The organism is Nitrobacter sp., assembly GCF_051535235.1.
In the GTDB taxonomy this organism is placed as follows: Bacteria; Pseudomonadota; Alphaproteobacteria; order Rhizobiales; family Xanthobacteraceae; genus Nitrobacter.
Genome location: NZ_JBPPLZ010000002.1, coordinates 103,741 through 130,497, shown reverse-complemented (window position 1 = coordinate 130,497; position 26,757 = coordinate 103,741). Strand labels below are relative to the sequence as shown.

At 58.9% G+C, this 26,757-nt stretch carries 26 protein-coding genes and 3 riboswitches; of the genes, 12 read left to right on the top strand and 14 right to left on the bottom strand.

Going from position 1 to position 26,757, the window contains the following annotated elements; genetic code table 11:
* Positions 1–2: 2 nt before the first annotated feature.
* From ACS3WA_RS03095 to ACS3WA_RS03085, 3 genes are all read right to left on the bottom strand, one after another.
* Positions 3–734: a gluconate 2-dehydrogenase subunit 3 family protein gene (locus ACS3WA_RS03095; RefSeq protein ID WP_438277101.1), complete on the bottom strand. Its 732-nt coding sequence runs from the start codon at positions 732–734 to the stop codon at positions 3–5.
* Positions 735–1,043: 309 nt separating this feature from the next.
* Positions 1,044–1,262 (bottom strand): hypothetical protein, encoded by a 219-nt coding sequence (locus ACS3WA_RS03090; protein ID WP_438277100.1) that lies wholly within the window; start codon positions 1,260–1,262, stop codon positions 1,044–1,046.
* A gap of 224 nt (positions 1,263–1,486) precedes the next feature.
* On the bottom strand, positions 1,487–1,933 hold the full coding sequence (locus ACS3WA_RS03085) for a DUF2231 domain-containing protein (protein WP_438277099.1): 447 nt from the start codon (positions 1,931–1,933) through the stop codon (positions 1,487–1,489).
* Positions 1,934–2,098: 165 nt separating this feature from the next.
* Here ACS3WA_RS03085 and ACS3WA_RS03080 point away from each other — a divergent pair, with 165 nt between their 5' ends.
* From ACS3WA_RS03080 to ACS3WA_RS03065, 4 genes are all read left to right on the top strand, one after another.
* Positions 2,099–2,734: a phosphatase PAP2 family protein gene (locus ACS3WA_RS03080; RefSeq protein ID WP_438277098.1), complete on the top strand. Its 636-nt coding sequence runs from the start codon at positions 2,099–2,101 to the stop codon at positions 2,732–2,734.
* Positions 2,735–2,926: 192 nt separating this feature from the next.
* A complete protein-coding gene (locus ACS3WA_RS03075; RefSeq protein ID WP_438277097.1) occupies positions 2,927–3,424 on the top strand; it encodes a (2Fe-2S)-binding protein in 498 nt (165 codons plus the stop codon).
* Positions 3,421–4,437 carry an FAD binding domain-containing protein gene (locus tag ACS3WA_RS03070; RefSeq protein ID WP_438277096.1) on the top strand — a complete coding sequence of 339 codons (1,017 nt, stop codon included), beginning with the start codon at positions 3,421–3,423 and terminating at the stop codon, positions 4,435–4,437. Before ACS3WA_RS03075 ends, ACS3WA_RS03070 begins: the two co-directional genes overlap by 4 nt.
* A gap of 155 nt (positions 4,438–4,592) precedes the next feature.
* On the top strand, positions 4,593–6,800 hold the full coding sequence (locus tag ACS3WA_RS03065) for a xanthine dehydrogenase family protein molybdopterin-binding subunit (protein WP_438277095.1): 2,208 nt from the start codon (positions 4,593–4,595) through the stop codon (positions 6,798–6,800).
* A gap of 140 nt (positions 6,801–6,940) precedes the next feature.
* Here ACS3WA_RS03065 and ACS3WA_RS03060 read toward each other — a convergent pair whose 3' ends face one another.
* The 7 genes from ACS3WA_RS03060 to ACS3WA_RS03030 all read right to left on the bottom strand — a co-directional run bounded on the left by ACS3WA_RS03060 (position 6,941) and on the right by ACS3WA_RS03030 (position 16,236).
* Complete coding sequence (locus ACS3WA_RS03060) at positions 6,941–9,286, bottom strand: TonB-dependent siderophore receptor (protein WP_438277094.1); 2,346 nt, start codon at positions 9,284–9,286, stop codon at positions 6,941–6,943.
* Between the two features lie 248 nt (positions 9,287–9,534).
* On the bottom strand, positions 9,535–10,542 hold the full coding sequence (locus ACS3WA_RS03055; protein ID WP_438277093.1) for a FecR family protein: 1,008 nt from the start codon (positions 10,540–10,542) through the stop codon (positions 9,535–9,537).
* A 100-nt stretch (positions 10,543–10,642) separates the two neighbouring features.
* Entirely contained in the window at positions 10,643–11,158 is a 516-nt protein-coding gene (locus ACS3WA_RS03050) for an RNA polymerase sigma factor (protein WP_438277092.1), read from the bottom strand.
* A 443-nt stretch (positions 11,159–11,601) separates the two neighbouring features.
* Positions 11,602–11,793, bottom strand: coding sequence for a hypothetical protein (locus ACS3WA_RS03045; RefSeq protein WP_438277091.1), 192 nt, complete (start codon positions 11,791–11,793; stop codon positions 11,602–11,604).
* 514 nt (positions 11,794–12,307) lie between these two features.
* Complete coding sequence (locus tag ACS3WA_RS03040; protein ID WP_438277387.1) at positions 12,308–12,781, bottom strand: VOC family protein; 474 nt, start codon at positions 12,779–12,781, stop codon at positions 12,308–12,310.
* A gap of 157 nt (positions 12,782–12,938) precedes the next feature.
* Positions 12,939–14,915 carry a hypothetical protein gene (locus ACS3WA_RS03035; RefSeq protein WP_438277386.1) on the bottom strand — a complete coding sequence of 659 codons (1,977 nt, stop codon included), beginning with the start codon at positions 14,913–14,915 and terminating at the stop codon, positions 12,939–12,941.
* Positions 14,916–15,360: 445 nt separating this feature from the next.
* Positions 15,361–16,236 (bottom strand): hypothetical protein, encoded by an 876-nt coding sequence (locus tag ACS3WA_RS03030; protein WP_438277090.1) that lies wholly within the window; start codon positions 16,234–16,236, stop codon positions 15,361–15,363.
* Between the two features lie 480 nt (positions 16,237–16,716).
* Between ACS3WA_RS03030 and ACS3WA_RS03025 the strand changes: the two genes are divergently transcribed.
* Positions 16,717–17,535 (top strand): formate/nitrite transporter family protein, encoded by an 819-nt coding sequence (locus ACS3WA_RS03025; protein ID WP_438277089.1) that lies wholly within the window; start codon positions 16,717–16,719, stop codon positions 17,533–17,535.
* 307 nt (positions 17,536–17,842) lie between these two features.
* Here the strand turns inward: ACS3WA_RS03025 and ACS3WA_RS03020 are convergent, their stop codons facing one another.
* Complete coding sequence (locus tag ACS3WA_RS03020) at positions 17,843–18,286, bottom strand: CBS domain-containing protein (RefSeq protein ID WP_438277088.1); 444 nt, start codon at positions 18,284–18,286, stop codon at positions 17,843–17,845.
* An 8-nt stretch (positions 18,287–18,294) separates the two neighbouring features.
* A complete protein-coding gene (locus ACS3WA_RS03015; protein WP_438277087.1) occupies positions 18,295–18,729 on the bottom strand; it encodes a hypothetical protein in 435 nt (144 codons plus the stop codon).
* Between the two features lie 155 nt (positions 18,730–18,884).
* Between ACS3WA_RS03015 and ACS3WA_RS03010 the strand changes: the two genes are divergently transcribed.
* Both ACS3WA_RS03010 and ACS3WA_RS03005 read left to right on the top strand, forming a co-directional pair.
* Positions 18,885–19,061 (top strand): hypothetical protein, encoded by a 177-nt coding sequence (locus ACS3WA_RS03010; RefSeq protein ID WP_438277086.1) that lies wholly within the window; start codon positions 18,885–18,887, stop codon positions 19,059–19,061.
* 368 nt (positions 19,062–19,429) lie between these two features.
* Positions 19,430–19,489: riboswitch (Fluoride riboswitch) on the bottom strand.
* Between the two features lie 239 nt (positions 19,490–19,728).
* A riboswitch (Fluoride riboswitch) is annotated at positions 19,729–19,788 on the top strand.
* Between the two features lie 214 nt (positions 19,789–20,002).
* Positions 20,003–20,617: a 2,3-bisphosphoglycerate-dependent phosphoglycerate mutase gene (locus tag ACS3WA_RS03005; RefSeq protein ID WP_438277085.1), complete on the top strand. Its 615-nt coding sequence runs from the start codon at positions 20,003–20,005 to the stop codon at positions 20,615–20,617.
* A gap of 6 nt (positions 20,618–20,623) precedes the next feature.
* Here the strand turns inward: ACS3WA_RS03005 and ACS3WA_RS03000 are convergent, their stop codons facing one another.
* Positions 20,624–21,175 (bottom strand): hypothetical protein, encoded by a 552-nt coding sequence (locus tag ACS3WA_RS03000; RefSeq protein ID WP_438277084.1) that lies wholly within the window; start codon positions 21,173–21,175, stop codon positions 20,624–20,626.
* The gene (locus tag ACS3WA_RS02995; RefSeq protein ID WP_438277083.1) at positions 21,172–21,456 is read right to left on the bottom strand and encodes a DUF211 domain-containing protein; all 285 of its coding nucleotides are present in this window, start codon (positions 21,454–21,456) and stop codon (positions 21,172–21,174) included. The genes ACS3WA_RS03000 and ACS3WA_RS02995 overlap by 4 nt, the downstream gene beginning before the upstream one ends.
* Before the next feature lie 76 nt (positions 21,457–21,532).
* On the opposite strand from ACS3WA_RS02995, the gene ACS3WA_RS02990 reads away from it, so the two are divergent.
* From ACS3WA_RS02990 to ACS3WA_RS02970, 5 genes are all read left to right on the top strand, one after another.
* On the top strand, positions 21,533–21,952 hold the full coding sequence (locus ACS3WA_RS02990; protein ID WP_438277082.1) for an HIT family protein: 420 nt from the start codon (positions 21,533–21,535) through the stop codon (positions 21,950–21,952).
* Between the two features lie 50 nt (positions 21,953–22,002).
* A riboswitch (Fluoride riboswitch) is annotated at positions 22,003–22,065 on the top strand.
* Between the two features lie 105 nt (positions 22,066–22,170).
* Positions 22,171–23,118: a respiratory chain complex I subunit 1 family protein gene (locus ACS3WA_RS02985; RefSeq protein ID WP_438277081.1), complete on the top strand. Its 948-nt coding sequence runs from the start codon at positions 22,171–22,173 to the stop codon at positions 23,116–23,118.
* Positions 23,119–23,122: 4 nt separating this feature from the next.
* Positions 23,123–23,803, top strand: a complete 681-nt coding sequence (locus tag ACS3WA_RS02980; protein WP_438277080.1) for a hypothetical protein — start codon at positions 23,123–23,125, stop codon at positions 23,801–23,803.
* The gene (locus tag ACS3WA_RS02975; RefSeq protein ID WP_438277079.1) at positions 23,800–25,290 is read left to right on the top strand and encodes a proton-conducting transporter transmembrane domain-containing protein; all 1,491 of its coding nucleotides are present in this window, start codon (positions 23,800–23,802) and stop codon (positions 25,288–25,290) included. Before ACS3WA_RS02980 ends, ACS3WA_RS02975 begins: the two co-directional genes overlap by 4 nt.
* Entirely contained in the window at positions 25,287–26,753 is a 1,467-nt protein-coding gene (locus ACS3WA_RS02970; protein ID WP_438277078.1) for a nickel-dependent hydrogenase large subunit, read from the top strand. Before ACS3WA_RS02975 ends, ACS3WA_RS02970 begins: the two co-directional genes overlap by 4 nt.
* The last annotated feature ends 4 nt before the right edge of the window (positions 26,754–26,757 follow it).

The window sequence follows — 26,757 nt, the reverse complement described above, 5'->3', positions numbered from 1 at the left end:
ACTTATGCCTTGTGAGGTGTCCAGTCAGCACGCCCCATGATGCTGACGGGAGGATACGGATAACGTTCGTTGTGGCGGCCGATCCAGTCGCGGTAGTCGTACCGGATGCCGGGGAAGCCGATCATCTTCCACCCCGCCATGTCGCGGTTGCCGCCATGGATAGGGTCGGAGAAAAATCCCTCAGGCACGTCTTTCAGCAATGCGTCGAAGAAGCCCTGCGCATCGACGCCCTCGAACTTGATATTGCCGGATTCAATTTCCTTGAGCACGCGGTCCTGCTCGTCGGCCGAAAGATCGGCAAAACTCTTGCCGCCGTTGTCGGCCTTGCAGACCCGATCGAGGTTCGCGAGCCCCTTGCGATAGAGTTCCGCGGGCGTGACAGGCGACTGCGATCCCTGCTCCTTGGTGCCTTTGACGAAGGGGCCGAGCTTGTAGAGCCCCGACGAAGAGCCATAGGGACCCTTGAGCTGACGATCGATAAAGACGGCACAGCCGGCATCCTTGCCGCCTGCTGTTTCGGGATCAGGCGGAATCATGCGATCGACAACCGCTTCCATGGCGCGGGCTTCGTTCGCCGTGAAGAATTTCCAGGGACCGGGACGCTCGACCTGAGGCTCCGAGGACGGAAACGGCGACCACGGCATATGCTCGCGGATCTCGGACGCCTGCGTCATGGCTGTCGAACTGGCAAGCCAGAACGCGGAGGCAGCGAGAAAGGTGCGGCGATCGAGCATGGAACTGTCCGATGATGGCTACAAACGTGCGGCCTCGGGGTTCGTTCCTGGGAGGCCGAGCCTATCACGCAGAATTGGAAGCTGGCCGAATGTTGTCAGAAGCACAAAGATCGACTGTTTGCTTTGGCCGCGAGCAAGCGCCGGAGTAGCGCCCAATTACGGTAACGGGGCCATCGACCATTCACGGAGGCGCGAGCCGCGTCCTCCAGGTTCGTTGCGAGACAAGTCATCCGACAAGCAATCTCGGCCTGTCCAAGGATTGAAAGAAGCCGTCGGCGCTCCAATCTTCAGAACTGGATGTCCTTCCACTTAAGAGGTTCCGTCGGAAACCTCCATTCTGACCGGAGTGCCAGAATCTTCGGCCACCTGCTCCACGTGAAGGCCGCGCGGCAGCGCATGCCCGCCCCGTTCGTCCGCCACCGGAATATCCGTGATGAGGCCGGACCGCAGTGCTCGTCTCCAGGCATCGAGCTCGGTCGACGCGGCTGCACCGATGCGCTGATCGTCATAAAATAGAGCATAAGCCATGTGTCTTTCTCCCTCTCCTCTCTCACCTACCAACGCGCCTGAAACGGAATCGTCTCTTCTGCATCGACGCCAACTCATTCACTTTTCACATAAAAGGATTGCATTTTCATGAGAGGTTCGGCGCCGACCACTGCAAGGTTGTTCCATATGCAGAAAAAGCCGGTGCCAAGCGCCCTGTTTGTCGCTCCCATTGTCCCGGCGGCAGCCTTTTGAATCCACTACCTTTAATCAGCAACACCGACCCGATGGCGGAAAACCATTTCGCCGCCCTTCCAGGCCGTGAACACCAGGATCAGCACCACCAGGCCCGAAAACACCACGCCGGTCGGAACAACCGCCGCGCTGCCGTGCTCGTAACGAGAATACCAGTTATAAAGCGCGATCAGTACTGCGACGACATTCCCGATTGCGTGAACCCGTGTATCCGACAGGTTGCTCACGCGCCCGTCGCCGAAGACATCGACAAGGCCCGTCAGCCCGGCGATCACCGCCGTAATGAGACCGACGCCGAGCAGCCACAGTGAGGCTGTCGCCCAGAACTCATTTGCCGTGGCGTAAAAGGCGAGATCGGAGACGAAGGTCAGAACAAAACAGACGATGGGAAACCCTATCACCATCGGATGGATCGGATGGCCAGCTACTTGCGCCGTGGAACGTGGATTTGTTGTCATAGCCAAACTCCCTTTGCTGGCTGAGCCAACAACGCCGCCGAGTTGGAGTTCCTCCGCTATTCAGTCTGGTTGCCACATGTCTCCCGCTAAGACGGATGGCAAAAATGAACCCACGCGAGCGGATGACGTTAGGAGAAAGGCGCGACGCGCTGAGATCATAAAAACATGAGCATACGTCGGTCCCTGGTCAAAATTGCCGGCTTAAAACAAAGCCCTCGCTTTCCTGTGCGCGTAAGGCCTGCAAAAGCGGATGTCGAGATCGCGCAAACGATCGCCCGCCATACCTCTCCCGTTCCGGAGGAGATTGCCAGAGCGCTGGCGTGGGGAGCCGACGAGAAGGTCCTGCTGGTTCTAGCGTCGATCGGATGGGTTGCTTCCCGAGGCGGTGGAGAACAGGTTCGGCGAGCCGGCGACCATGCGCTGCTGGTCGCATTGGCCTCCTCATTGTTGCCGCACGCCATGAAACTGATTTTTGATCAGACTCGTCCCGATCGAAAAACAGTCCTGGGCCATGTCCACGGAATTTCGTTCTCGGGCAAGCGCGACGACGCTTTTCCCTCGGGCCACGCACTCCATATGGGCGCATTGGCGTCCGCGGCCGGCGTTTTGCCTCCCGGCCAACGGCGGGCGATTCGAGCGATCGCGGTAAGTCTTTCTCTGGCTCGAGTTGCAATCCTCGCGCACTGGGCGTCGGACGTCCTCGCCGGGTTCGCACTCGGGGCGGTTCTGGAGAGGCTCCTTCGTCCGCTGACGGGTTATCCGCCGGATTCCCTCAAGGAGAAAAAGGATGCCTATCACTGAAGACCTTAAGAGCTTCGCCGGTCCGGGACCCTGACCGGTCTGCATCCGGCTTTCATTGCTTGAGCGAAAGGTGCGAATATCCGGTCCACTTCGCGCCAGGCGCCGCCGCGACCGACGGAACGTCTCGGACTTCATCGAATTGAACGTTATCTGCGGAGAAAGCCTATGGCAGACTCAAATGTTCCAGCGGCAATGGCCCTCCCTTCATCTCAGCCCTCGCCCAGGCAGCAAATTTCCATCGCCTTGACGGTGAATGGCGTCAGGAGGGAATTTGAGATCGCGCCCTGGACAACGCTGCTGGACGCCTTGCGTGAGCGTCTCGGCTTGATGGGGACCAAGAAAGGCTGCGATCACGGTCAGTGCGGCGCATGCACGGTTCTGCTCGACGGACGGCCGATCAATTCGTGCCTCGCGCTCGCGGCGATGCAGGACGGCACCGACGTCACCACCGTGGAAGGTCTTGCCCGGGACGGCACGCTCCATCCAGTGCAGCAGGCCTTCATCGATCACGATGCCTTTCAATGCGGCTATTGCACGCCGGGACAGATTTGCTCGGCGGTCGGCCTCATCAGTAACGGCAAAGCCAAAACGCGCGACGAGATACGCGAGGCGATGAGCGGTAACATCTGCCGCTGCGGGGCCTATCCCAACATCGTGGCCGCAATTGAGGAGGCGATGAAGGCGACATGAACAGCTTTCAGTATTCGCGGGCGCAGGATGTCGCCGATGCCATCCGGCAATCCGCCGCCGACCGATCAGCCAGGTTCATTGCCGGCGGCACCAATCTCGTCGACCTGATGAAGTATGAAGTTGAGCGTCCCGCACGCCTGATCGATATTTCCCGCCTGCCGTTGCGCACCATAAAAAAAACGCCCGACGGAGGACTTCATATCGGCGCGCTGGTGCCAAACTCGGACCTTGCATGGCACCCGCAAGTCAAAGAACGTTATCCGCTATTGTCGAGCGCCATCCTTGCCGGAGCGTCAACGCAACTCCGCAATATGGCTTCCACCGGCGGCAACCTGCTCCAGCGCACGCGCTGCCTTTATTTCTATGACGTTGCCACACCATGCAACAAGCGCAAGCCGGGAGCCGGTTGCGCGGCTCTTGGCGGGATCAACCGGATCAACGCGATCCTCGGCACCAGCGACGCCTGCATCGCCACGCATCCGTCCGACATGTGCGTAGCGCTTGCGGCGCTCGACGCCACCGTTCACGTTGTCGGCCCCGAAGGCGAGCGCGCCATTGCCATGGCGGACTTTCACCGCCTGCCCGGCGATACGCCCGAGCGCGATACCAATCTCGGAGCCAATGAGATCGTCACGACCATCGCGCTTCCTGAGCGCAGCTTCCGCACGCATCATACCTATCTCAAGATTCGCGACCGCCTGTCCTATGCCTTCGCGTTGGTCGCCGTTGCGGTCGCGCTCGAAATCGAAGGCGGCATCATTCGCGAAGCCAGGCTGGCGCTCGGCGGCGTCGCTCCCAAGCCCTGGCGTGATCCGGAGGCCGAAGCGGCCTTGGTCGGTCAGTCCGCCGACAGAACCACGTTCGCCAAGGCCGCGGACATTGTCCTGCGTGATGCGAGAGGATTCGGCCACAACGATTTCAAGATCGACCTCGCCCGGCGCACCATGATCCGTGCGCTGGATCAGGCGGCGCAAGGCACGCCGCAATCGCAGTCGGACAAGAGGATCGCGTGAGCGCCGATGACATTCCTGGCCTGCAACGAAGCACATCCGTTTCGGCAGGAATCGATCGCCGCACGCTGCTCAAAGGCGCGGCCGCTTTCGGCACGGTCGGAACCGCAGCTTCTCATGCGGCGGCTACCGAGACGCCGGGACAAGCGAGGGCATCCATGACCAGCTATATCGGCAAGGCGACATCCCGGGTCGACGGGCGCGACAAGGTCACCGGCGCGGCGCGCTATGCAGCCGAATTCGGAGCGCCGGATCTTGCTTATGCCAGCCTGGTGACGTCGCCGATCGCACGAGGCCGTCTCAAACAGCTTGATGTGACCGCGGCATTGAAAGTCCAGGGCGTCATCACCGTGCTCTCGCACCAGAACCGTCCGCTCATGGCGGACAACGACAAGGCATACAAGGATCAGGTTGCGCCAAGGAACGGTTCGCCGTTCCGGCCGCTCTACGACGACCACATCAAGTTCAGTGGCCAGCCCCTCGCGATGGTTCTGGCGGAGGATCCCGAGACGGCAAGCTACGCAGCCTCTCTCGTCCATGTCGTATATGACGAGGAGCCGCATGTCACCGACATCACGCGTCAACGCAATAATGCGGTGGCGCTCAAGGCTCCCGCGAAGCCGCGCGGCGATGCCACGCGAGCCTTCTCCGAGTCGGACGTCCGCCATGAAGCCGATTACTTCGTTCCGATCGAGCACCACAATCCGATGGAGTTGTATGCGTCGACAGCCATATGGAACGATGGAAGGATTACCGTCTACGACAAAACGCAAGGGGTCCAGAACGTCCACGGTTACCTGTGCGGCGTGTTCGAATGCGACCCCGGAGATATCCGCGTGATGTCGCCTTATGTCGGCGGCGCGTTCGGCTCCGGCCTGCGGCCTCCGTTTCAGGTCGCGCTTGCTGTGCTGGCCGCCCGCGCGATCAGTCGCTCGGTGCGCCTCGTACTGACGCGCCAGCAGATGTATGCGATCGGCTATCGGCCGGCGATGATCCAGCGCATTCAGCTCGGCGCAAAGGCCGACGGCAGCCTGAACGCAATCAGCCACGACGCGGTGACGTCGACGTCACAATATGAGGACTTCCACCGCAACGAAACGACCTGGTCGGGCCTTCTCTACAAGAGCGAAACGGCAAGATATGACCACAAACTTGCCCGTCTCGATCTTCCGACCGGCTGCGATATGCGCGCGCCCAGCGCGGCGACCGGAGTCTATGCGCTGGAAGCGGCGATGGATGAACTCGCGGAAGCGCTCAAGATGGACCCGATCGAACTGCGGCTGAAGTGCTATTCCGATCGCGACCAAAGCAGCGGCCTGCCCTTCAGCAGCAAGAACCTGCGGGAGTGCTACCGGCAAGGCGCCGAGGCTTTCGGCTGGAGCCGGCGCAATCCTGCGCCGCGTTCGATGCGCCACGGCCGCGAATTGATCGGCTGGGGCATGGCGACCGGCGTGTGGGAAGCCTTGCAGATGCCGATTACCGTCCGTATCGCGCTGACGTCGAACGGACACGCCGAGGTGTCATGCGCGACAGCCGATATCGGCACCGGAACCTATACCATCATGGCCCAGGTGGCGGCCGACATGCTGGGCCTTCCGCTGGAGGCGATTTCGATCAAGCTCGGCGATTCCGCGCTTCCGCAGGCGCCGGTGGAGGGAGGATCGTGGATGGCCGCGTCGGTCTCAAACGGCATCGTCACCACCTGCAAGGCGATCCGGGACGACCTTCTGAAGCTGGCGCAACGCCTGCCCGGCTCGCCGCTCAAAGGGCGACACGGCGGCGACGTCGTGCTTGCCGACGGCGCGATCGCGTTAAAAACAGATAGTCGGGATACGGTTGCGATTGCCGATGTGATGCGATCGGCCGGCATCGACCGGATCGAGCGCGAAGAGCAGACGACATTCGCCAAGGACGATGCCCACGCGCACAATACCCACTCCGCGATCTTCGCCGAGGTAAGGGTCGATGAGGAAATCGGCGTGATTCGCGTCACCCGCGTCGTCAGTGCTGTGGCCGCCGGGCGAATTCTCAACCTGAAGACCGCGCGCAGTCAGATAATGGGCGGCGTGGTATGGGGCATGGGCATGGCGTTGCACGAGGAAACTCTGATCGATCATCGTTTCGGGCGCGTGATGAATGCGAACATCGCCGAGTATCATGTTCCGGTGAATGCCGACGTTCACGATATCGATGTGATCTTTGTCGACGAGCAGGACGAACTCGTCAACCCGATGGGCGTCAAGGGGCTTGGAGAGATCGGTATCGTCGGCGTTCCGGCTGCGATCGCCAACGCCGTTCATCACGCTACAGGTGTGCGCGTGCGCGATCTTCCCATTACGCTCGACAAGCTGACCCGCAAAGCGTGAACGACTTCACCAAAAGGGCGACCGCAGACAGTCCACTGGCCGATCGCAACGGCAGCGACGACTGGCCGTCATGCGATCCCGATCCACGCTCCTCGTCCGCCGACCGAGCTTCGCCAGGCGAGGTAGCCGCATCGTGTTTCTCACCATCGATAGGTGAGCCGGGCTATGACGGTCCGCGACAGGCCATAATAGCAGACGCCATATTGGCAGTTCGCCACGTAATCCTTCCCGAGCAGATTGCTCGCATTGACATTGAGCGTGAGGCCTCTCCATTGCGGATTGGCCTTGCCCAAGTCGTAGCTCAGGCTCGCATCCAGCAACGTGACGGGTGAAACCGTCAGTTGATTGAGATCGTCGGCGTAGACGCTGCTGCGATACCGCAAGCCGGCAGCAAGGCCGAAGCCGGCAAGCGGCCCGGCGTCGAACGTATATTTTGCCCACAGCGCTGTCTGGTGGCGCGGAATGCTCGTCACGAATCGACCCTGGATCGGCACGCCGTTAACGTCCGAATTGCTCCTGGTCACGACCGCGTCGGAGAATGTGTACGAGCCGATCAGATCCCAACCGTTCCAGGCCTGCACCTTCGCTTCCAGTTCGGCGCCGCGTACGCGGATTTCTCCCTGCTGGATCTGGCTGAAAGGCGGCGCTGCGGGGCGGTTGTCGGCCGTCAACACATTCTGCTGGGTCAACTGATAACCCGCTGCCGTGATCAGCATCCGTGAGCCGGCGGGCTGATATTTGACACCGGCCTCATATTGCTGCCCCGTTGTCGGAACGAAGAGGTTACCCTCATAGGTCGCACCGACCGTAGGTTCGAATGACGTCGAGTAACTGATATAAGGCGCCAAGCCGTTCTCGAACAAATAGGTAAGACCCGCCCGTCCGGTGAACGCCGTGTCGTTCGTTGTGGTCGACGCGGAGTTTGGAACGATCATGTTGGTGATGCGCCCATGCGCCCAGTCCTCCCGGCCGCCCAGCGTCAACAGCCAGTTGCTGAGGCGGATTTGATCCTGCAGGTAGATGCCGAGCTGCCGCTGTTCGATGTCGTTGTCGATCATCGGTATTACGCCGGGAAGCGTCGCTCCATAGACAGGATTAAAGATATCCAGCGGGGGCGTCGGGCCGGCTGAGCCGTCAAATCGGTCGCGATCGCGTACCCATTGATAATCGAGACCGGCGAGAACGGTGTGCGATGTCGGCCCGAGATCGAACTTCGTCGTGATGTTGTTGTCGGTCGTTGCGTTGCGGACATAGTCGCGAAATCGCAGCGTGTCTCGATCAAGCGTACGGAGATCCGCTTCCAGGCCGCTCGGATAGACGTTGGGCGCATCGACATTGACGTCGGCATAGCGTGCGCTGGACCGGAAAATCAGCGTATCCGAGAACCGATGCTCGAGTTCATACCCGATCGCATTCTGATCGCGCATGTAATGGTCATAGCCGGGTTCGCCGACAAAGCGGCTCGTCGGAATCCTGCCGTTCGGGTTGGGCAGGAGCGTGCCCTGCATCGGCAGGAAGGTTCCGCTCCAGCCTTCCACGTTGTCGCGTTGAACATGCGACAGAATCGTGAGCTTGGTGTCCTCCGTCGGTTTGAAAGTAACCGAAGGGGCGAAGAACATTCTTTTATCTGTTGTGTGATCGACCTGCGTGTCACCGAAGCTGCCCGCGCCGACGAGGCGATAGAGCACGCTCTTTTCGGCATTGGCAGCGCCGCTCAGATCGAAAGCGCCCTGGCCCTGAGCCGGAAAGCCCGTGCCAATCTGCACCTCCCGGATCGTCTCTTCAGATGGGCGTTTGCTGATGAGATTGATCAACCCGCCCGGCACGTTCTGCCCATACAGCCCCGAAGTCGGACCGCGCAGAACTTCGACCCTCTCCAGGCCGTAAGGCTCGATACGCGGTATCGCATAATTGCCGGCCGGGAATTTCATGCCGTCGACATACTGGTATTTGTCGACCTGAAACCCGCGGATGGTGAGGTGATTGAACCTGGCGTCGTAGCCGAAAGCCTCGCTGTCGACGCCAGGCGTATAGCGCAGCGCCTCGCTCACTGTCTGCGCGCCCTGCTGGCGAATCTGATCGGCCGTTACGACGGAGATGGACTGCGGCACTTCAATGACCGGGGTATCGGTTTTTGAACCCGTGACCGTTTTCTGCGCCACAAGTCCGTTCACCGGGCCCCAGCCATTTTCGCCCTGGACATTGATCGTGTCGAGCGAGATCGCGTTCTCTACCGGCGCAGCACCGTTCCCGGTCGAGGCGCGCTCACCAATCACTGCGGTCCGATCGCTCGTGATACGAAACACGATCCCCGTCCCCCGAAGAAGCTGCGAGAGGGCCTGCTGCGTCGTGTACTGCCCATCGACGGCATGAGCGGTAAGGCCGCGCGAGGTGGACGCTGCAAGCGTAACCTGAACGCCCGCCTGCCGTCCAAATGCATTCAGGGCGCTCGTGAGAGGCTGCGCTGGAATATGGAACGTCCGCACTTCTGATTGTACCTGTGCGCTTGCGGGGCCGACGCAAGCGGCCGTACTCAGCGCCAACCCGGCGATGAGTGTCACGGTCGGAAACCGCATTCTGGTTCTTGCTGCGCTCGGCCAACCCATTGGTCTTTATTCCTCGAACAGACGCATCGCCCCCGCGCATGCGTTTCCGGACCAAAGACGATTAGCTCACAAGCTTTTTTCACCGCCCGCCGCTTTATTCTCAGGCGTCAAGGCGAGACTGGAGCAATTCAAAAACGGGTAATTAACCGCACATAAGGTGCGACCGTGCGCACGGTGCCGCCATAGGGCTCGACAAGCGCCCGCAATGCCCTGTCGGGATGGCGGAGATCGTAAAGTCCCGTGACTTTTTGCTGTCCCAGATCCCTGTCCGGGATCGTGATCCATGCCCGGTGATAGCGCTGCAACTGCTCGATGACCGTAGCGATCGGCACATCGTTGACGAAGAGCTTTCCGTCGCGCCACGCCGCGATGTCGTCTTGCGCGATCGTGCTCTTTTGCATCGCGCCCGTGCTGCGGTCCACCACCACCGCTTCGCCCGGCACCAGGACCATCTCGTTCGTAGCCTTTTTGGGTAAAGCCACCGACACCGATCCGCGCGACAGTTCCACGCTTGTGCCCGTCGCTGACAGCTGCACATTGAAGGCAGTGCCGAGATCGATCACATCGACGCCGGCCGCCGCGACAACGAAGGGGCGCGCCGCATCGTGGGTGACGTCAAAAAACGCCTCCCCCGCCAGCAGAGTTACCCGCCGTTCTCCTTTCGCCATGTCAATCTTGATGGCGCTGTCCGCAGCGAGCTCGACGCTGGTCCCGTCGATCAGGTGCACCGTGCGCGTTTCGGCCGTGCCCGTGGCATAATCCGCCTGCAAACGCACCGATAATGCGGGGTAGTTCAGCGCGATGACGACGCACGCCGCCAGGCCGATGCTGGCGGCAACCGCCCGCCGTCCCCAATGTGATCGAGACCGCAGCGAAGAAACCCGCCGGCTGGAACCGATCGTGATGCCCCGGGGGTCTTCGCGGCGCCATACGTGCTCGTAGACCGGAGGCACCTCCCGCATCACGCGCCAGGTGCGCCGGGCCTTCTGCCAGGCGATCCGATGTTCCGGCGACTGCGCGAGCCAATTTTCGAATTCGCACGCTAACGCAGAATCCTGAGAAGCCGCGTTCAACCGCAGCAGCCAGTCCATCGCCTCTTCAAGTATCGGATCCGATTTATCGTCGTGCGCGACCAAACACTCTGATCCTCCAGCTATCGTCCAATCCGCCTGTCGAACCGGAGCGATCCGAAAAGCCTGCTCTCGACCGAATAGACGATTAGCCTGGAATTTCTTTTCACGCCTCGTCGGGTGTGTCGAGCGCCATTGCAATCCGCATCATGGCGCCCCGTACGTGCCGATGCGCGGTGGCGACCGAGATGCCAAGATGCTCGGCGACTTCCCCGAGCGTATAGCCGCCCAACCGGTGCATTTCGACGGCGATTCGGGCCTCCGGGGTCAGATCCGCCATAACGCGCGACACGCTCCGCACGTTGTCAGAGAGAAGAAGATTTTCTTCCGGCGTGGCTTCCGTCCGCAGCGTCGCCCAAAACGGCACGTCCTGCGCCAGTTCTCGCGTTTCGACCTTGCGGCGGCGTAGAACATCGAACGCCAGATTACGTACGATACGGTAGAGATAGGCGAGGGTCTGTTCAGGTGTGACCGATCGAATCCGCTCCGGCACGAAACGCAAAAATGCGTCCTGAACGATATCCTCGGCGGCTTCGCGCGACCCAAGGATCGGAGCGACGTAGTCAATCAGCGCCGCGCGATGCGACAGGTAAACGCCGTGGCTGATTTCCCCATCCTTCATCGCAAGCGATCCCGTACGACCTCCCTCCGCGAGATCCGCCCCGGCGCGACGGAACCCACCACCGACGGAACCCACCACCAACGACTCGCGAACGGCAGCGCCGCGCTGACTGTTTTCCCGGTGCCGGAGAGGATCAGCCGCTCAATGGCGATCTCGAATAAACCGTAACGATGTTTCCCGCAATCCCGTTAAATTGGAGCGCTTCTAAGTTGAACGCGATGCGGAATTCGGCGAGGGGCATGAGTCACGGGATAAGCATCGATCAACCTGCTCGACGCGCCGCGAAGCGCGCTTCATGCGGACGCGCTGGATGAGCACTGTTTGGATGTGGCGCACACGTATTGACGATGCACCTTCGACCTCCGCTTTCAGCCACAAGACAGACAAGCGCTGGAGCCCTGCTCACCGGCATGAAGTAGTGGAGATTGGATTAAAGCATCTGACTAGCTATTAAGCTCCGTCTTGAAACGCCCAACCAGGCGCTCCCCGTCCCACAATTCCACGTTACGGGCGCCGACAATCTTCTTTGCGGTTTCGATCGCCTGAGGATCGTCCGCGCTCACTATGAGCGTGTCGCCCTGGATGTGGCCCTTGTCGTTGAGGATGTAGACTCGATAATCGGTCACCTGTCGCATCTCCGGAGTTCAGCTGCCGCCGGCAGGCCGGCGATCCGTATCACAATTATATAGCTCGACAGCCTTATAGCGCGAACAGCCCAAATGGAACTACCACCCTTTTTGCATTGCGGTGGACGATGTCATGAATGGATCACTCGGGTGCAATGGAATCGATGAGGGAATTCTCTGAATCCTCGATCTTTTCATAGACGAAAGTTAGGACGGGAACGAAATTCCCCTCCCGGATTTATTTCCAAGTAACAGTAGTGCCAGCGCGCATCGCGTTGCTGGTCCTGGAAAGGCTCCGTTCTTCTCGAGTTCGGAGCCTTTCTTTGGAGGCCTGGAATGGAAGAGAGAGTATTTCCTCCCCACGTCGTTGGTTTCATGAATCGCAAGCGGGAGAAGGAAAAGCAGCAAGAAGAGAAAGTCAGGGCTCAGAATCCCTTTTCGTGGCGCGAGCGCTTCGACCAAAGCCTTCGACTCGAATTGATGAGTCCCTGATCCGAGTCAGCACCCCTCAACTTTGCGACCGTCAGCCCCGCCGCGCCTTCTCGATCGCGGCGACGTCGATCTTCTTCATGGTCATCATCGCACTGAACGCGCGTTTTGCTTCGTCGCCGCCGGCAGCCATCGCCTCGGTCAGCGCGCGCGGCGTGATCTGCCAGGAGATGCCCCATTTGTCCCTGCACCAGCCGCATGCGCTTTCCTGGCCGCCATTGCCGACAATGGCGTTCCAGTAGCGGTCTGTCTCTTCCTGATCGTCAGTGGCGATCTGGAACGAGAATGCCTCGCTATGTTTGAACGCGGGGCCGCCATTGAGACCGAGGCATGGGATGCCGGCGACGGTGAATTCGACCATCAGCACGTCGCCCGCCTTGCCGGACGGATAGTCAGTGGGTGCATGGCGGACGGCGCTCACCGAACTGTCAGGAAAAGTCTCTGCGTAGAAGCGGGCCGCAGCCTCGGCGTCCTTGTCGTACCATAGGCAGATAGTGTTCTTGCCAATTGCCATCGCTTTTCCTTTTGCCTTTGGAGTCAATTCCCTCAGGGTTTCTCATGCACCCCGGAGGCTCTCATGCGCCCGAGGGACGGGGAATGAGTCAGTCGTGGCGGTCCACTTTGGCCATTCGACGACATTGAAGGCGTGCCAAAACCATCGCGATTCAGGTGTTCGTCGGCCAGTGCCGCTCGTGGAACCAAATTCGGTACTTCGAGGACATCTTCTCGCGTTGCGCCTGCGACGCGTGCCGCTTGCACGTGGATGCCTCTTCGCTCCCTTCCGATGCGCCCCATCTCACCTCGACGCAGTCGTTCGGATTATAGGCCATCTCGAAACGTGGTGCCCGATCGATGACCTCCTTGAGCGAAAGCGTCCATTGCGAGCCATCGCTGCGCGTATAGGATATTTTTCGCGAGGCAAGCTCGGAGGCAAGCACCCCTTGCAATTCGCTTTCGACATCGGCGTTGCTCTTGTCTTTCGGCATCGCGTAGTGCGGCGCCCGCCGAATGACACGATCGGGAAATCCTCGCACGACATCGATCGCGATCAACAAACGGAAATCGCGCGCCGGAGTGGAGTAATCCTCCCAGGCTCCCGTCGTCCCGAAGATCGAGGAGCCGTTGGGCATAGCCACCTCCCCGGCGTGCTTTTCCTGATATTGCCGTCCGTTTTCAACCGAGGTCACACGCGTCTTCACCTGTTCATTCAGACTTTCGATGGCGTCTGTCATCGCTTTCACGGGATCGAGTGGCTCAGGCGACATCACGTCATCCATGTGATCGTAAAAATCCTCGGCGCTCATTCTTGATTGATCGAGCGAAAAATCGGCATACTGGGGATTGCCGATAATGTCGGCGTTGGCCAGCCGCCGCAACGAGCCGCCTTTGTCGCGCACGATCGGCCGAAAGTGCTTGAAGCCCGGGCTGCCCAGCGCAGGATCGTGCACGAACAGGAAGTTGCCACGCCAGAAACGCTTTCGTGTGATCGAGCCGTCGGGCTCGGCATCGACGGCGAGGAAAACGCCCGGCTTGCCGTTCATCTCCGGTACGCGATGCACGAGCATCAGCACGTGGCCGTATGGGTCGGCGTAGACCGTGCCCGGGCGGAGCGCTTCCTGGGTCAGCGAGACAGTGTAAAAATCGGTGTTTTCATCGTTCGCGGTGGCGCGCACGGCGCCGGTATGCACCACGTCGCCGACGTCCCGAAGATATTCGTTGAACGTCGTCGGCCGCTTTGGCCGCGCCTTCAGCGGAGCCGCGGGCGTCTCGGCCGACTGCAAGGGGACAAAGGGCTGCAGTATAGGAGGCGTCTGCCCGGGCGGCGTGGCGTTGGCGGCGGTCGTAGCCGACGCGATTTCCTGTTCGGGAGGCGGTGGCGGACGGGTGACCTCGGGATGCTCCATGTCGAACCACTGGAAGCACTTGGGCGGCTTGCCGTGGGTGCCACGCGAGCAATTGGAGTAGCCGAAGGGCAGCCCCATCTTGTAGGCAAAATAGGCGCGCAGGAAGTATACGAAATCAGCGCAGTCGGGGCGAAGGCCCGTCCGCACATTATCTTCGCCGCGACCCAGATAGTTGAACAGGAAATTGCGTGAGCGGTCGCGCAGGACTTCATGCCAGACTTTCCAGGACAGATCCTGATCGGGAGGCGCATCGAACAGTTTCTCGATCCACGCCGAGAACAAGGACTCCGTCGCGTGATTCCAGTTGTTACGAACCTTCCAGAAGGCATTGGGCGGAACAGGCAGAGGGTTTGGCTTGCGCGCGCTGACGGAGATATCGCGTTTGATCGTGCTGCAGCCCGCCGTTGCGTGGTCGAGTGTCAGGGTGGCGTGCCACATGCCCGCGGCAGGCTGAGCGACCTCGGCGAACCAGGAGTACGGCGCATTACCATGCCGGTCAGACGATTTGGCCGCCACGCTTCCATCGGGCGCGACCAACGAAATCACACCCCGGAGTGGCTTTTCGGTGACGATCATGACGCGCAGCGGCGCCCCTTTCCAGGGCGCAAACGGCGAGGGCAGGATCGAGAAATCGGCCGCCTCATGGCACGGGCCCGGCGCCGCCTGGGCCGGCGGGTCTACCGTCGCGAAAATGAACGACGCCGCCGCGGCAGCAGCAAACCGGCTGGCGAGGCTTATCCTGCCAGCCTTTCGGGAGAATCCGGAAACTGCACCCTGTCCTGCCGATCTCAGCCGTGAAGAGCGACGTCCAGGGCTCGTCACGCTAACGCCTCCACGCTGCATCGCTGTCCCCCGTTGAGATCGGATGCCACCGGCCGGCGAAGTTTCTCAAACAGCGGCCAACATGCCGAATAACCTGAGACCAGAATTATCAGGCAAAACGCCGGAGATGTGGCGAAAATCGGCGCGGCGCGGCTTTCTCAAAATTGTCGCGCGGACGCGGAAGTCGGTGACTGCTCGAGCCATTCCCTGCAAATGTATCAGAAAACATTCGTTCTTTGACAGGGATTGCCGATCGACAGCAAGGAAATTTCTTGCATGTCCACCGGGCACTCAATGAGTCCGGTTTGAGTTCATTTTCACGGTTGTGCCCAGCCCAGCATCGGCTGCTTCTGCCTGCTGCCTACAACAAGCGCTGATCGCCCTTGATACGTGGAGAGGACAAGGATTTCGTCAACTCGTCAATCTGTTCACGATGAATCCAGTCGGCGGTCAATCGCAAGTCGCGCAATCTGGCAGCGACGCGCACGCGATCTGCGGCGGTACCAAGCTTAATTCCGATCTCGCAGACGAGCAGCGCGACCTGATGATCGGAATCATCGATAAGAAGGCGCAGCCGCGGCCAATCTCGACATCGCACGCCGACTTCGGAAAGAATTCCGAGCGCGCTCCGACGCTTACGCAAATGTGATTCGCTTTCCCATCCTGCACCTTCCCCAGGCTCTAACGCGACTAGCACCAAGGCAGGACGAGCCTTGGACCCAAAGCCTCGAAGAATCGCCTCTGCAGTCGAACGAAGATGGTCTTCTTGAAGCGCGTCAATGAAGACAGGTAGGGAGTCAACGCGGAAGAACGACCCGAGCCCGGCGAGAACTCCCTGAAGTGGATGGTGGTGGGCAAGGTCCGCGAGCAACTCGTAGACCCAAGGTTCACGAAGATGCGCGATCGCTCGCGCTGCAATACTGACAACCGCATCGTCTCCGAGCCGCTCAACCGGATCAGCAATGTCGCGGCGCTTTCGAAGGAAATCGCTGAGAACAGAGAATGCCTTGAGCGTCGCCAGTGCTTCGACCGCACGGCATCGAACTTGAAAGAGTCCAGACGGTTCGCGCTGTGTCAAAACCTGCGTCAGCGCGGGAACAGCATCGATTCCAAGCTCCAATATCTCAGCCATACCACCGTCACCATCATGGAATGACGTCAAGTGATTCAACGCACGTCCAATGCGCGCATCAAGGGTCTGATCCGGATAACTAGTCACGAAGTTAGAAGCCGTCATCTTCCATTCCCTTAGGGGGAGCGCCTTGCACGTATCCGACCAGACGCAGATCACATCAACACGGAAGATCTAGATATTCCCGTGCAGCAGTGATCGGTCAGCAACGACGATACAAGCGCAGACGAGAACCGATTTTCAGCATGACGAGCCTTCCGCAGTAATTCGCTCACAGGTCGAGCCGAAGAGCTTCTCAGATACACTCCTACAAACGCTGAGCGTTTGCAGGAGTCATCAGCCATGAAGTAGTCCCTTTATGCAGGAACGGAAGAATACTGCTGCACTCAACTTCCAACGAGCGAAGTGATCAACGGATATTTGCGAATATCAGGAGCATCGATTGTCGAGCACTTTCAAAGCAAAGCATAATAAAAGTGCCATCGCACCGCGTTCGTTGCGTGATAACTATAGAACTGCTATGCATTTGCGTAACAATCGACATCGCCGGAACGGCGACGATCAGAAAGATCGAGGGGGAACGCGATGGCCGATCATGCGAATGCCAGCGTTGTAATCGAAACGGTTCCGCCGTCGGAAATGGTGGCTGCGCTGGCTGCCGATGCCGCCAAGAAGGCCAAGTTCGGCATCGTTCACCTTCTCATTCGCGGCTCTCTATGTACGCCTTTTCTGGCCTATGGAGCCTGCGTGACCTTTGCGATGGTCGCCGCCGGCATCCCGCTTGGTGCGGCCGGACTTGTGTTTCCGGCCGGCTACGTCACGCTGAGCTTCCTCGGTTTGGAGATGGCGACTGGCAGTTTCGCGACGATGCCCATCGGCATGTACTCAGGGACGGTTACGCTGTGGCAGTTGGTTCGCAACTGGACCTGGACGCTGATCGGCAACCTGATCGGAGGCTTGTTGTTCGCTTGGCTTCTGTGGTTTTCGCTGACGAAGGGCGGAGCTGTCCCCCCGGACGGCATGCTCAAAGTTATCGCCAAGACCGCCGAGGCTAAGGTGAGCTATGTCCACTATGGTGCTCTTGGCTGGTGCGCCGCCATCGGCAAGGGCATTCTCTGTAACTGGCTAGTGAGCCTCGGGTCCATCATGTCCAAGGCCACACGCAGCACCGTGGGCCGCGCGCTACTGATGTGGATCCCTATTGGGATGTTCTTTGCGCTGGGCTTCGAGCACACAGTCGTCAACATGTGGCTCTTCCCGACCGCCATTCTCTCGGGTGCCAATGTGAGCATCTACGAGTGGTGGGTCTGGAACCAAATTCCGGTTACCATCGGCAATATCTTCGGCGCGATGGTGCTCAACGGCACGCTATGGTACTATACCCACACTTTGCAGAAAGAGTAGCGCTTCAACGTCCATCATTGATGGGCGCTAAAAGTCGACCAGCTAACTTGACGCTGGTTCCGATCTTCACCTCTGACTTAGTTGTTGGTCAGTGCAGCCAGCCCGATGTTGCCCAGGGTTGAACAGAGACTTCATTGAGATCAAGAGGTGCGTTTTGGCGGAAGTGGGCTCGCGTCACTCCGTCTCACGAGCCGCGCGCCGCCGCTCCCATGGAATAACCGATGGGGTTAGACTTTTCATTGACTCGACAGAGCGGGCGAGACCGGTTTCAAGTGGAACGATCGGGAAATACACGGGCGTCCATGAGCTAACGCCAGTCGTCGATGTGCGACGTGGTAATATCACGTAGAACGTTCGTCTCAAGCTCGAGGTCCTCTAGTCGATGCTTGACCACGTCGCCGATGCTGACGATACCAGCCAGCTCTCCACCGCGTAGTACCAGCATGTGGCGTACGCGATGGTGCGTCATCCGGTTCATCACACGATTGATACTTTCCTCTGGGGACACGGTTGTCACACCGTGTTGCATGACTTCCCTCACAAGCATCGACCCAGCTGTCTCGCCATAGCGAGAAAATGCATGAACGATTTCACGTTCGGATATGAGACCAAGAACTGCGCCCTCACTCATCACCACGAGAGCACCAATATTCTTTGCACGAAGCCAGTCTGCCGCCCTCTTAATGTTGGCTTCCGGAGCTATGGTTGTGACATCGGCACCCTTCCGCTTCAGAATACTTTCAATAGTCATAACGTCTCCTACCATACGGCTTCAGCTTGTAAGACAACGGAATTGTGCTTGGTAGCCGAGCGGTCGCCGCCAATCGCGGCCGGGAGCTGCAGAACAGTTGCCTCCAATCCTCGACGAAGACCGGTCACCAGTTCGACCTCTCCGTTCGCGAATTCAAGCGCATCATGGACTTGGTCGTCAAAGCTAACCTGTCGAAACCGCGCCAGTTTCGAATCTATGCGAAGGGAGACGCCAAGCCATACTAATGGTGCAAGAACGCGATGGCGCGCTGGTATTGTCCGGAAAGCCAGCTCCGTTCCCGGCATCAGGCAAACAGCAACGCCGGGCTCATTTTTCGCGCAGAATCCACGCAAATCATAGGATCCGGAGAAGGAGGTCGTCACAAGCAAATCCCCGGTTTTTGCCGGGCGCGATGCAATGGTATGAAGGCTGTAGTCGCACATCGATTCCACTCCATAATTGAGCCCGCCCACTGTGGGTTGCCGCTCGGTGAATGATCTTTACAGTCGGCTGACCAAGACCCGATTGGGCCGAAGCCCAACCGGTGTCTTGCGTTGCGTAACGCGACGAGAGCCTATGGTCCTCTCGCCGGGTCGGTGTGGAAGCCGACGCCGACCGCGCCCGGATCGAGCTGCCGGAACAGCGCGTCTCCTCTGACTCGACGATGCTTCTTGGCCTCAACATCAACGTGCGCGCTCAGTTCCTCGAATTTCTCGAAGCGCGCACATGGATGCCGATCACTTTTCTGGCAGGCATCAACACTCGCTCGGGCTGAGATAGTGGCGTACATCCGTGCAAAATGCTTCCGCATAAGAAGCGATTTGCATCAGGTACGATTGTGGCGATCTTGATAAGAAACGCGGGCTGAGGCTCGTGAGACCAAACATGGTCGACCCGATGATCGCCAATCCAGTGCCAAACTCGGCTAATGAATGCTGCCGCAGGTTCTCGTCTGGTTGTGGTATCGATACTGCTCATCGCGCAGTCCTTCTCCAGCATTATCCATTCGCCGGGAGATGCTATTTCTCCCGTCGTATGTTTGTGCGCAGGATAATCGCGGCGAGAAGCTGCCTGCCTATCTGCAGGCAAACAAAAACCCACCAATCTGGTGGGTTCGGATAAAACGCTCCCACCGCGATCAATACCGCAGTAGGAGTCATTAGCCTTACGGCAATTTGGGGGGACTCCATCCCAGCTGTTTTCCTAGCATAGAGCTGCCCTCCATGCAACGGACAATCCATGCGCGATGCGACGATCTCCTCTGTTGTATCGCGATGGTCGATCAATTGTGCAACGTCGACCAATCGCGAACCAGTGACGCCGATGTCGATTTGGCACAGCAAAGGCACTCCGTCGTCTGCGCAAGCCGCGCTGTCGTCTTCTTCCAGCATAAGCGCTCATCATTGACCGGCGCCGCACGACGCGCAAAAGTTAAAACAACATTGGAGACGGGGAATGGAGTCTCCCTTAACCGCCGAAAGGCTGATGACTCCTGCTGACTGAAAGCGCGGCAAGCGTCCGGTGCGTGATGACCGGATGACGACGTCCACAGCCGCGCATTGTGGGCGAGCAGGAGGTCGCATGGCTCCATTTCATAGAGATTCCCCGAACGGGCCATTTGTCGTCAAAGTCATCCGCTCGCGTAGGGACCGTCATCGATCTCCGTCATTTGTCGCATCTACCATCACGACATCGTCGGAGCGAGAACGAGGTACATTGGTTCTCATCCGACATGGGGAAAGTGAGTTTAACAAACAGGATCGCTTTACGGGATTGAAGAATCCGCCTTTGACGGCAACCGGGATCCAGGAAGCTATTGCCGTAGGACATACGCTCAGGAACAGGGGATTTGATTGCGACATCGCGTTCACGAGCAAACTCAAACGCGCCCAGCAAACCCTGTTCTTGATTCTGAAAGAGCTTCACACCGCATCGACGCCGATCTTCGAAGACGCTGCGCTCAATGAACGGGACTATGGCGAATTGGCCGGGCTGACCCGCACCGCAGCGGCCGACCGCTGGGGTGCTGCGCGCGTACAGCTCTGGCGGCGCTCCTATGATATTGCGCCGCCCGGTGGCGAAAGCCTTGCGATGACGGCGGCGCGAACACTTCCGTTTTTTGAACGAAACATCTTACCACTCCTCACCGAAGGCCGTCGTGTCCTTGTTGTCGCCCATGGAAATTCCCTGCGCTCGATCGTCATGTCGCTCGACCGCCGAACCCCTGATGAGATCGTCAATATTAGCTTTGCTACTGGTACGATTCTGATCTATCGGCTGATCGGCCTCGACCAAATCCTCGAACGAATAGAAATCCCACCGTTGGGGTAGCCGATATTATCCTACCAGATCAAGTTTCATGCCGACAAAAGTCAGCATGATCCCGCCGACAAACAGACACACTCCCCACGTAAGCGAGGAGCCATAGAAAGTTTTGGCCAGCAGAGCCCCTAATCCGCCGAGCGCAATAATTGTGATCGCCAGACCCAGCCATGGCGGAGACGTCAACCAAGCGCAGAGAATTAAAGGAAAGAGCGCGCCTGCCAAACTAAAGCTTGCTGCCAGCAAGGCTTTGTAGAGTGACTCGAAAAACACGCTTCGGCCGAGGCTCGTAGCAGCGAGCTTACCATGCGCCATCAAATTCAATTCGCGCTCATGTCGTACCAATTCGACACGTAGCTGCGCGTAGTGAGCGACAAAGAACACGAAAATAGTCGTTGCGCCAGCAGCTACGCTTACTCGCACCGCGAGGCTTAGCGTCGCACCCTCGCCACCGGCGTGTATCAGGCGGCCGGCTGCCAACGTCAATGCGTTCAAGATCCCATCAATCAGTCCGGCGACGATGTCGAGTCGATTATTCGGGTGTCGAATAAAATCGAACGCCTTCATCGGACGCGGGGGATTCGTGGAATGATGCGTTCACCGATCGCGATCTCGTCCAAACTATGGACGACAGCACCAGTTTTTTCGATCGCCCCTGTGATCTCCTCGTAACTCATATTGCTGCCCTCGATCGACACGTTCATGCCAACGGTTTCAATGTCGATTTCCTCGACTGTAATGTTCACAGCCTCAACCCCCGTGCACCGGTCAAGTACGGCCGCAATTTCGAGCAATGATGGTCGGGCAACGGCTTTATCGACATCAAGTAGCATCTGGCGAATGTTCATTCGTCTCACCTCTTGGGACGTTTGCTAAAAAGTGCCAGACTGCGGATCACATAGAACTCAACGCGGCATTTGTAGAATGACAAAAGCAACGAGCCAACAACCAGACGTAAAGACTCGCGCGCCTGACTGCGTTTTCTGCGCCTTGCGCGATGGGCCTGCCGTTGTTATGCGAAACGAGCTGACATTCGCGGTCCGCGATACGACGCCGGTTACATTTCTCCACACTCTGGTTCTTCCCTATCGCCATGCCGCGACATATTTCGACCTGACGGATCCGGAGCTAGCCGCAGCCAATGAACTGTTGCGACATCTTAGATCGGAGATCATAAAGACCGATCCCCTGGTGAAGGGTTTCAACGTCGGCGCGAATGTCGGTCTGGTTTCCGGTCAGACCATATTTCACTGCCATGTCCATCTCATCCCCCGTCGCGACGGTGACATCCCTGATCCTCTTGGCGGTGTACGCGCGGTCATTCCCGACAAAATGCGCTACTGACCACTGCGCAGTTACTCTGGTTCTTGACAATCGAGAGAGGGAAGGCCAGTCTTATACACGGCGATGGAGTTCGCCTTTTAACCGCCCTCGGGGCTGATGACTCCTGTCGAGCCAATTTCTGGCAGACGGGAGTTATGCGCCTTGCTCAAACGATCTCCCCAAACAAGTCCCCGGTCAATAACTATCAGGTTGCCCTTCCCTGTGCCGGGAGGCCGCCCGTGACCGCGCGCGATATCCTCCTCCAAATCGCCCAGGTACTCACCACGCTGCTACTCGCGCCCTTATTGCAGGGCGTAATCCTGCAGTTTCAGGAACGGGTCCAGCGCAGCCAGGGCCCGGGAATCTTTCAGCCTTATCGCGATCTCTGGAAGCTGTTTCACAAGCAGATCGTCGTGCCTGACACCGCGTCATGGCTTTACTGGTCAGCGCCGATCGTTGCGTTCACTACAACGTTGACTGTTCCCATTCTGATCCCCGTTCTCACCAACTTTCCGCTGCCACTCTCGAACATGGGAGACATCCTCGGCGGCGGCCTGATCCTGACGCTCGGGTCGTTCATGATCACGCTCGCCGGTCTCGATACGCGCAGTGCTTACGGCGGCATCGGCTCCAGCCGCTCGGTCATGGTCACCATTCTTGCAGAGCCGACACTCATACTTGTTTTCGTCGGCATCACGCTGTTGGCGAAATCGATGTTGCCCTTCGTGGTCAACCATCTGCTCGTCGCGCAGCCGTGGATCTATTGGGGGCCGACGCATCTATTTCTGGTCGCGGCCTTCTTCGTGTTGATCCTGGTCGAGACGGATCGGCTCCCAATTCATTCAAGCACGCATATCGAAGTCTACATGATCGAGGAGGCGAGGATTCTCGAATATTCGGGGCCGATGCTTGCCATCCTTCGATGGGCGTCGATGATGAAGCAATTCATCCTCTATACGATCTTCTGCAACGTGTTGCTGTTTCCCTGGGCGCTCTCCGTCCAGGGAACGGCGATCGGAGTCATCGGATCCCTCGGCGCCCTTGCGATCAAATTCCTCATGGTCGCCTGCGTCGTCGTGCTCGTCGAAACCGTACAGTCCCGACTGCGCTTCTACCGATACCAGGAGCCACTCGCAGCGTCCTTCATGCTGGCGATCCTTGCGATTGTCGGTACTCAACTGAGCTAGTCCCATGCTCGCGGCACATCTCGATCCCCTGCCCGCCTCTCTGTTCAGCCTCCTGGCGATCGGCAGCCTGTTATTATCCTTCGTGATGCTCGGCTCGCGATGGCTTCGCCATTATCTCTTCGCCTTCGCGGCCCAGTCGTGGCTCATTGCCATTCTTTCGGGCGCGGTCGGCTACTATGGAAACTACGACGAACTCTTTATCGTTGCGATTCTGACGGCGGCTTTCAGGGGCCTGCTTCTTCCCTATCTCATCCTGCGCATTATCAGGCGCCTGGAAGCACATCGCGAAGTTCACGTGATCCTGCAGGCCAGCTCCAGCCTTGTGATCGGTGCATTCGCCGTCGTTTTCGCTCTGGCTGTTTCCTATCGTATTGGCGCTGCCTTAGGTCTTGCCGGAACGATCGTCGTGCTCGCGCTGACGGTCATGCTCTCGATGAAGCTGATCGGCTTTCTCATGCTTTCGGTCCGGCATGAAGCGATAAGCCAGATCCTTGGTCTTCTGGTTTTGGAAAATGGCGTCTTTCTCGGAGCGCAAATTCTTGTTCCCGGCATGCCGCTCCTGCTCGAAATCGTCATCCTGTTTGATCTGCTCATTGTCGTCGCCTGCTTCGGCGTCCTGGTGCAGTACCTGTTGACTCACGTCGGCACGACCAGTTCGTTGCAGCTCAAACGGTTGGTAGGATGACGATGAACGCGGTCAGCGCATTTGTTTTCGCCCTTGCCGCAGCGCCGGCCGTCGCCATCATTCTGATCGTGATCATACACCGGCCACGCGCGGCCGAAGCCCTAAACCTTGTTGCCAGCATTATCTCGCTAATTTCCGTTTTTGCGATTCTGCTCCTCGTGCCCGATACAAAGGTGCTGTTCTGGGGTGAATACATCATCATCGACGGCTTAGGCACCTGGTCGATTCTATGCGCCGCCATCGTCTACTTTCTCGCTTCGATTTACGCGATCGGCTACATGCGGTTGCTCGGCGAGGAGGATCGCCTTTATCGTTTCTACGCAATGTTCGCGGGTTTCGCCTTAAGCACGCTTGTCGGCCCGATGATGAACAATGCCGGACTCTACTGGATCGCAATCGAGCTCACGACCTTGATCAGCACATTTCTGGTGGCCTTCGAACGCGAGGCCGAAAGCATCGAGGCAGCCTGGAAATATATCATCATCGTGTCGGCCGGCATCAGCCTGGCGCTGCTCGGAACCGTTTTATTCTACTGGAGCGGCACGTTCGTTCTCGGACCAACCTACGACATGACCTGGGAAACCCTTCAACAGGTCGCGCCGCGCCTCAACTCGCCTTTGGTCTCGCTGGCTTTTCTTCTAGTCCTGATCGGATACGGCACGAAGGTCGGCCTGGCGCCAATGCACACCTGGTTGCCGGACGCGCACAGCGAAGGCCCCGCTCCCGTTTCTGCCCTGTTGTCGGGAGCCCTTCTTAACACCGCCATGATCGGCATCGTGCGATACCTCGTCGTCGCTGACGCGGCCGGGATCGGACCGCTGGCGCATGGAACGCTTCTCGCGCTCGGCACCTTCTCGTTGCTCGTTGCGGCGCTGTTCATCGTTCGGCAAAAGGGCGTCAAGCGGCTGATGGCTTATTCCAGCGTCGAGCACATGGGCGTCATCGCACTGGGGTTCGGCTTTGGCGGGCCTCTCGGAATCGCCGGCGCGTTCTACCACATGCTGAACCACTCACTGAACAAGTCCGCGATGTTCTTCGGTGCGGGAAGTATCATGCGCGCATACGAGACAAAACGGATTCCGGCAATTCGTGGAGTCCTTCACAATCTACCAATGCTCGGAGGATTATGGCTGGCAGGCGCTGTCGCGATCACCGGCGCGCCGCCATTTGCGCTTTTTCTCAGCGAATTGTCCATCATTCGAGCGGGCCTCGCTGAAGCTGACTATGTCCTCGTCGCGTTATTAGCCGTGCTGCTCATCGTCATCTTCATCGGCTTTCTCAATCACTTCAAGACAATGTCCTTCGATAACGGCACAGTGGCCGAAAGAAAGGTGACTCCAGTCAGCGCATGGTGTCTGGCGCCGATGTGGCTCGCGCTCGTCCCCTTACTGGTCATGGGATTATGGTGGCCGCAAACCTTATGGGATCACTTCCAAACGATAGCACATGCGCTGACCGTGGTATCTCCGCTGGAGGCCGCGCGATGAACGGGATGCGGATCAAGCCGCTAGAAGCGAGCAAGCTCCACGCGGCCGCACAGGTGCTGCACAAATCGGGCGGCCGCATTCAATTCGCCTATGCTTGGTCGCCCGACGAATCGAAAACTGAAGTTCGCTATATTTGCGCGGTTCCGGATCAGCAGGATTTCGATGTCTGGACGGTCGCTGGACGCACGCTTCCGAGCCTTGCGTCCGTCGTACCGCTGCTCGGCTGGTATGAGCGTGAAATGATGGACCTGCAAAAAGTGGCGTTCAGCGGACATCCTGAGCCCTACCCGCTCGTCCTTCGCGACGGCGACTCGACCCAGATCAATGACGGAGGTCTCAGTTCATATCTGCCGACGAACGGCCATGCGCATCTGCCCGCGATCGAAACGGGTGACGTTCAGCAGCTTCCATTCGGACCCATCCGCGCCGACGTCGTGGAATCCGCTGAGTTCACGTTTTTCTACATCGGCGAACGCATCATCTACTATCAGCCGCGTCTCTTCTTCAAACACCGTGGAATGGAATCGTGCTTCCAGGGACAGCGGCCGGATCACGCTGTCGTCATAGCCGAACGGGTCTCCGGTGTCGGCACGCTCGCACATGCGCTGGCCTACTGTGAAGCCATCGAACGCGCCGCCAAATGCGCGGTTCCGCCCCGTGCACGGGCGTTGCGCGTTCTGCTTGCGGAACTGGAGCGGATTTACAATCATCTCCACTATCTCGGCCATCTCTGCCATACGACCTCGCTCAAGGTAGGCGAAGCGCAAGGCAAGCTGCTGGAGGAAAAGGCCAAGCAGTTGATCGCTCGTTTGACCGGCAGTCGCTTCTTGCGAAGCCTTTTGACGCCCGGCGGACTTCGACGGGACCTGACCCCAGATAGGTGGCTCGGTGCAGCGCTCGAGGCTCTGCGCCAGGAGTTCGTCGCCTATGTCGAACGCCTGGAAGCATCGGAGAGCCATCTTGACCGGCTCATCACAACCGGACCTTTGCCGGAGCGAATTGCCTTCGACCAGGGCGCAACGGGACCGATCGAACGGGCTTCCGGTCTTGATCGCGATCTTCGCCGCGACCATCCCTATGCACAATATGCAGAGTTACCGCTCGCCGTAAGCTCATTGAAAGAAGGCGATGCTTACGCGCGAGAGCGTGTCCGCATCGCGGAGGTCGAAGCCTCTTTCATTCTCTGTCAGCGTGTCCTGCTTCTGCTGGAACCGGGACCTGTTCGAACCGACTGCGTTCCGCCGCCGCTGTCGCAGGGACTGGGCTGGGCCGAAGATCCGCGCGGCTCCTTGTTCTATGCCGTCCACATCGGCGGCGACGGACGTCTCGCCCGCGTGAAGATCAAGTCGCCGTCGTTCTCGAACTGGCGGGCCTTTCCCTTCACGGTGCACGACACAAACATGATGGACTATGCGATCAACGAGGCGAGCTTCGGCCTGACCATCGCCGGCTGCGACCGATAGGAGG

Excerpts from the sequence above, each read along its gene's own strand:
- ACS3WA_RS03095 (WP_438277101.1), bottom strand. The coding sequence starts at position 734 with ATGCTCGATCGCCGCACCTTTCTCGCTGCCTCCGCGTTCTGGCTTGCC.
- ACS3WA_RS03090 (WP_438277100.1), bottom strand. The coding sequence starts at position 1,262 with ATGGCTTATGCTCTATTTTATGACGATCAGCGCATCGGTGCAGCCGCG.
- ACS3WA_RS03085 (WP_438277099.1), bottom strand. The coding sequence starts at position 1,933 with ATGACAACAAATCCACGTTCCACGGCGCAAGTAGCTGGCCATCCGATC.
- ACS3WA_RS03080 (WP_438277098.1), top strand. The coding sequence starts at position 2,099 with ATGAGCATACGTCGGTCCCTGGTCAAAATTGCCGGCTTAAAACAAAGC.
- ACS3WA_RS03075 (WP_438277097.1), top strand. The coding sequence starts at position 2,927 with ATGGCCCTCCCTTCATCTCAGCCCTCGCCCAGGCAGCAAATTTCCATC.
- ACS3WA_RS03070 (WP_438277096.1), top strand. The coding sequence starts at position 3,421 with ATGAACAGCTTTCAGTATTCGCGGGCGCAGGATGTCGCCGATGCCATC.
- ACS3WA_RS03065 (WP_438277095.1), top strand. The coding sequence starts at position 4,593 with ATGACCAGCTATATCGGCAAGGCGACATCCCGGGTCGACGGGCGCGAC.
- ACS3WA_RS03050 (WP_438277092.1), bottom strand. The coding sequence starts at position 11,158 with ATGAAGGATGGGGAAATCAGCCACGGCGTTTACCTGTCGCATCGCGCG.
- ACS3WA_RS03045 (WP_438277091.1), bottom strand. The coding sequence starts at position 11,793 with ATGCGACAGGTGACCGATTATCGAGTCTACATCCTCAACGACAAGGGC.
- ACS3WA_RS03030 (WP_438277090.1), bottom strand. The coding sequence starts at position 16,236 with ATGACGGCTTCTAACTTCGTGACTAGTTATCCGGATCAGACCCTTGAT.
- ACS3WA_RS03025 (WP_438277089.1), top strand. The coding sequence starts at position 16,717 with ATGGCCGATCATGCGAATGCCAGCGTTGTAATCGAAACGGTTCCGCCG.
- ACS3WA_RS03020 (WP_438277088.1), bottom strand. The coding sequence starts at position 18,286 with ATGACTATTGAAAGTATTCTGAAGCGGAAGGGTGCCGATGTCACAACC.
- ACS3WA_RS03015 (WP_438277087.1), bottom strand. The coding sequence starts at position 18,729 with ATGTGCGACTACAGCCTTCATACCATTGCATCGCGCCCGGCAAAAACC.
- ACS3WA_RS03000 (WP_438277084.1), bottom strand. The coding sequence starts at position 21,175 with ATGAAGGCGTTCGATTTTATTCGACACCCGAATAATCGACTCGACATC.
- ACS3WA_RS02995 (WP_438277083.1), bottom strand. The coding sequence starts at position 21,456 with ATGAACATTCGCCAGATGCTACTTGATGTCGATAAAGCCGTTGCCCGA.
- ACS3WA_RS02990 (WP_438277082.1), top strand. The coding sequence starts at position 21,533 with ATGACAAAAGCAACGAGCCAACAACCAGACGTAAAGACTCGCGCGCCT.
- ACS3WA_RS02980 (WP_438277080.1), top strand. The coding sequence starts at position 23,123 with ATGCTCGCGGCACATCTCGATCCCCTGCCCGCCTCTCTGTTCAGCCTC.
- ACS3WA_RS02975 (WP_438277079.1), top strand. The coding sequence starts at position 23,800 with ATGACGATGAACGCGGTCAGCGCATTTGTTTTCGCCCTTGCCGCAGCG.
- ACS3WA_RS02970 (WP_438277078.1), top strand. The coding sequence starts at position 25,287 with ATGAACGGGATGCGGATCAAGCCGCTAGAAGCGAGCAAGCTCCACGCG.